4 protein-coding genes are annotated in these 4,363 nt (G+C 65.5%); all 4 read right to left on the reverse strand.

Features of this window, described 5'->3' with window-relative positions; all coding sequences use genetic code 11:
• Positions 1–536, reverse strand: a 536-nt coding sequence (locus WA805_RS06120) for a response regulator (protein WP_425241852.1), incomplete at its 3' end; no start/stop codon positions are given.
• Positions 533–919 (reverse strand): response regulator, encoded by a 387-nt coding sequence (locus WA805_RS06125; protein ID WP_422278689.1) that lies wholly within the window; start codon positions 917–919, stop codon positions 533–535. The genes WA805_RS06120 and WA805_RS06125, both read right to left, overlap by 4 nt.
• Entirely contained in the window at positions 916–3,588 is a 2,673-nt protein-coding gene (locus WA805_RS06130; RefSeq protein ID WP_422289450.1) for a GAF domain-containing protein, read from the reverse strand. The genes WA805_RS06125 and WA805_RS06130 overlap by 4 nt, the downstream gene beginning before the upstream one ends.
• A 125-nt stretch (positions 3,589–3,713) precedes the next feature.
• On the reverse strand, positions 3,714–4,363 hold a 650-nt coding region (locus tag WA805_RS06135; RefSeq protein ID WP_425241853.1), incomplete at its 5' end, for a hypothetical protein.

The raw sequence follows: 4,363 nt of genomic DNA on the forward strand, positions 1-4,363 counted from the left end.
TCATCGCCCGAGCTGATGATGAGGTCAGCCAGCTGGGCCGGAAGGAAACGGCGCAGCCGGCTCACGCGGTCCAGTTGCTCAATCTGGTCTTGGACGCGCTGCTCAAGCTCACGGTTCCAGCGCGCCAGCTCGCCGGCCTGCTGTTGGATCGTGTCGTGGTACCGCTTGACTCGAACCAGGGAGCGCACCCGGGCCAGCAACTCGGCCTGGTCGAAAGGCTTGTTGACGAAGTCGTCGGCGCCGGACTCGATGGCGCGGATCTTCTCCTGTTCTCCACTCGCAGTGATCATGATCACTGGCAGGAAAGCCGTCCCTGGATCTTCGCGGATTCGGCGGCAGACCTCATACCCATCCATTCCGGGCATCAAGATGTCCAGCAGAACGACATCTGGGTACTCCTTGCTCAGCACGTCCAGGGCTTCCTCTCCGGAGGACGCCGTGGCCACCCGGAATCCCCTTGGCGACAGCACCGCCTCAAGCAGGCGGACGTTCGGCGCCAGATCATCCACGACGAGTATCAGCGGATCCGATGTCACTCGGTCCCCACCTGCCGATCTGAGAGGAAGCCGCGAACCTGATCGGGAAAGGCACGGACACTGATCGGCTTCTCTATGTACCCGTCGAAGCCGGCATCCAAGACCCGTTCCCGATCGTGCTTCATCGCCTGGGCCGTCACCGCCACCACGGGTATGTTCGCTGTCCGCGGGCTTTCGCGCAGCCGGCGAAGAGCCTCCATGCCATCGATACCGGGCAGCTGGAGATCCATGAGAACGAGATCGGGAGGCTCACTGACAGCTGAGGTGATGCCGTCCTCGGCCGTCCGAGCCACCCGCACGTCGTAGCCGGCGTACTCAAGCACGTCCCGCAGCAGCTTGAGATTTCGCTCGTTGTCCTCCACGACCAGGATCACGTAGGTCATCCCGACTCCGAAGCCGGGGACTGGCGGCTCGTGCTGGCCCAGCGGAGCAGTCCCGCCAGGCCCGACAGGTCGAACTCCGTCTTGCGCGCCACGTATGTGATCCGCCCCTGCAGCCGCTCCTTGTCCTGCTGGGTCATTGACTTAGACGTCAGGATGACCACGGGGACGGATTTCGTGTCAGGGTCTGCTCGCAGAGCCTCGACGACTTCGAAGCCATCCATACCGGGCATGAGAAGATCCAGCAGAACGGCGGAGGGTTGCCGTTCCCGGATCAGGGCCAGCCCCTCCTGGCCCGTGGCTGCACCCAGCACCGTCCATCCCTCAGGCTCCAGACTCGCCCGGACCAGCTCTATGGCAAGGGGATCGTCGTCAATGGCCACCACCGTGTGCTTCCGCTCAGGAATTGCCGCCGCGCGGTAGAGGGCGGCCAGCAGCTGATCCTTGCTCACCGGCTTGACGAGGTATTCGTTGGCGCCCAGCGCGAAACCGCGGCCACGCTCATCAAGCATCGACACCACGACCACCGGGATCGGTGCCGTCGCCGAATCTGCCTTGAGCCGGGCGAGAACCTCCCAGCCGTCAATTCCCGGCAGAAGGATGTCGAGGACCACGCCTGCGGGACTCAGCCGGCGCACCGTATCCAGGCCTTCTTCGCCATCTCGAGCGCTGACCACGCGGGCGCCCACCCCCTCCAGATAGACCCGCAGCAGATCGAAGGACCGCCGGTCGTCTTCCACGACAACGACGGTGGGCCCTAGGCCCGGGGCCTCCGTGGGGAGGCCTGAGTCCAGGCCGGCCTGCGTGGCTGACGTCAACGCCGCTTCCCCGGATACGGCCGGCAGCGCGAAACCGAATGTGCTGCCCTTCCCAGCTTCACTTTCGACCCAGATCCTGCCCCCGTGCAGCTCAAGGATTCGCTTGGACAAGGTGAGCCCGAGCCCCGTGCCCTCGGTCTGCTCGGGATGCCGGGCGCCTTGCTGAAAGGCGTCGAAGATGCGCTGACGGTCCTCAGCCGCCACGCCCGGTCCCGTGTCGGCCACCTCCACGGCGAGGTCCTGATCACGGATGGAGGCGCGGACATCCACGCGCCCGCCTTCGGGGGTGAACTTCACCGCGTTGGACAGCAGATTCAGCAGGACTTGCCTGAAGCGGAGGCGGTCGGCGTCAAGCAGGCCGACCTCGGGATCGACGTCAAGGCTCAGGAGAATTCTTTGCTTCAGCGCTCGCTCACGCACCATCGAGAGGCAATACTCCAGGGATTCGCGGACGGCGAATTCCGAGCGGTTCAGGACCATCTGGCCGGCCTCGATCTTCGACAGGTCGAGAATGTCGTTCAGCAATTCGAGCAAATGTTTGCCAGAGCTCCAGATGTCGCGCAAGTAGTCGTCCTGACGCTCGTTGAGCTCGCCGAACATGCGCTCCAGGAGTACTTCAGAAAAGCCGATGATGGCGTTCAGCGGGGTACGCAGCTCGTGGGACATACTGGCCAGGAATTCCGACTTGTGCTGGCTCTCGACCTCGAGTGCGGCGCTCTGCCGCTCCAGCTGCCGGTACAGCTGCGCGTTGATCATGGCCAGCGCGGACTGGCTGGCGAACGTCCCCAGCAGGTCGCAGATCTCTTGCGGGATGTGCCCGGGTGCATGGCGGCGGACAACCATGGCACCGACGATGCGACCCTCGCGAAGCATGGGGACCGCAACCAGGGAACGCCAGCCGCCCTCGGCCAGGACCCTCAGGTAGGGATCGAGCGGCGCGTCGCGAACGTCCGGGATCTCCACGGGTCGACCTAGCGTCGCTGCTTTGCCGAGGAAGGTGTCATCGAGTCCTATCCGGGTGCGTCGGAGAGCGTCGAATGTCTCCGGGCTGGTACCGAAGACGGTAGAGATGCGGAACTCCCTGGCGTCCTCGTCGAACTCGTAGATGGAGCCGCCGTCTGTGCCGGACAGTTGTACCGCTTGCGTGATGATCGTATTGAGCACCTCAGTGAGGTTCAGGCTGAAGCTCTCCGCGTGACCCACTGCGCCGAGCGCCTCGAGCTGATTCACCTTGCGATCGAGTTCGTCGGTGCGTCTCTCCAGCGTCCTGACGAGATCAACGGTACGAACGGCGAGAGCCGCCTGCGCCGCGAAGGCCGTGAGGACCTCCACCGCGCGATCGCTGAACGGGTGAACCTGGGTTCGCGACACCGAGAGCACCCCGACAGCTTCGCCGCCCATCAGCATAGGGACACCCATGATGGTCCGGTAGCCGGCCATCCGCTGCGCATCCGTCCAGAGGTAGTCAGGGTCTGCGAGCACGTCAGTGATCTGCGTCGCCTGCCGGTCAAGCGCGACCCGGCCGACGAGCGTTCCCCGATCCAGAAGCACGGGAGTATTGGCGGCGAATTCCCGGTACTCCGCTCTCATCCCTGAGCCGTGTGTGAAGCGGTACCTGTCTCGATCCACTAGGAATACCTGTCCGGCATCGGCACCGCAGAGCTTCCGCGCGGATTCGATGACCGTTTCAAGCACTCCCTCAAGATCAGATGCGGATCGTCCGATGGCGGCAAGAACCTCGCTCGTGGCAGCGAGCTGCTCGCGCACCTCAGCCAGCCGCTCGACCTCGGCTGGCACCTCCGCATTAATAGCCGGGTCCTGATCGGCCGACTTTCGCTTATCCCGCTCGACCATTCGGCCCCCCTACGCGGTGTACCCGAGAGCATCACCTTCGTACCAGTGTCCTCTCATGGCAACCGGCATACAACAGGCGAGCGCTGCAGGTCACGGGGGACGGCAAGCGTGTCTCGCCTCGTCCGTCAACGCTGCCCGATGAGCCTGCTCCGGCCCAGATCCTGGGCCCACTGGTCCAAGTCGTCACCGACATCCCGGCAGCCCGCCCGGACCGTCAGGTGAGCGTCGCCGCGGCTATCGGCGGCGGCGGCGACGACAAGTGCCCCAGAAGGCGGCGGGCCGTCGCTGGCGGCGATGCCATCCCTGGTGAGCCCGGCGGCTAGGCTCGCGCGCCGGCCTCCGGCCGGTCTGATCACCAGCTTCAGCCGGTCCGCGACCGCCAGTTGCGCGGCGACCAGGACGACGGCTGCCCCTCCCTCCCCTCGCGTCCACCGGGCCGCGACCGCGCTGGGCGCTTCCGGCAGGCTGCGCACGACCGTGACGAGCTGGACTGCCCCGTCGGCTGCAAGCGTCTCGCGGAAGGTTCTGCCCGGGCCCAGCACGATGGTGTCAGGCTCGGCAGCCGCCACATAACCGGGCAGTTCGGCGGCGATGTCCTGGCTGAACCGGGACCGCACGACCACTGACACCCCGCGAGCCGACGCCCGGTCGGCCAGCGCCTGAAGGTTTCCCGTGGTCCTGGTCGTTTCCCGCAGCTCGCCACCCAGCCCGGTGGCAACCTCTGAGCTGGTGTCATGTTCCCGCGTCAGGAGATGGCAGAGGATCAGCTGACTGT

Source organism: Trebonia sp. (assembly GCF_049794275.1).
In the GTDB taxonomy this organism is placed as follows: Bacteria; Actinomycetota; Actinomycetes; order Streptosporangiales; family Streptosporangiaceae; genus Trebonia.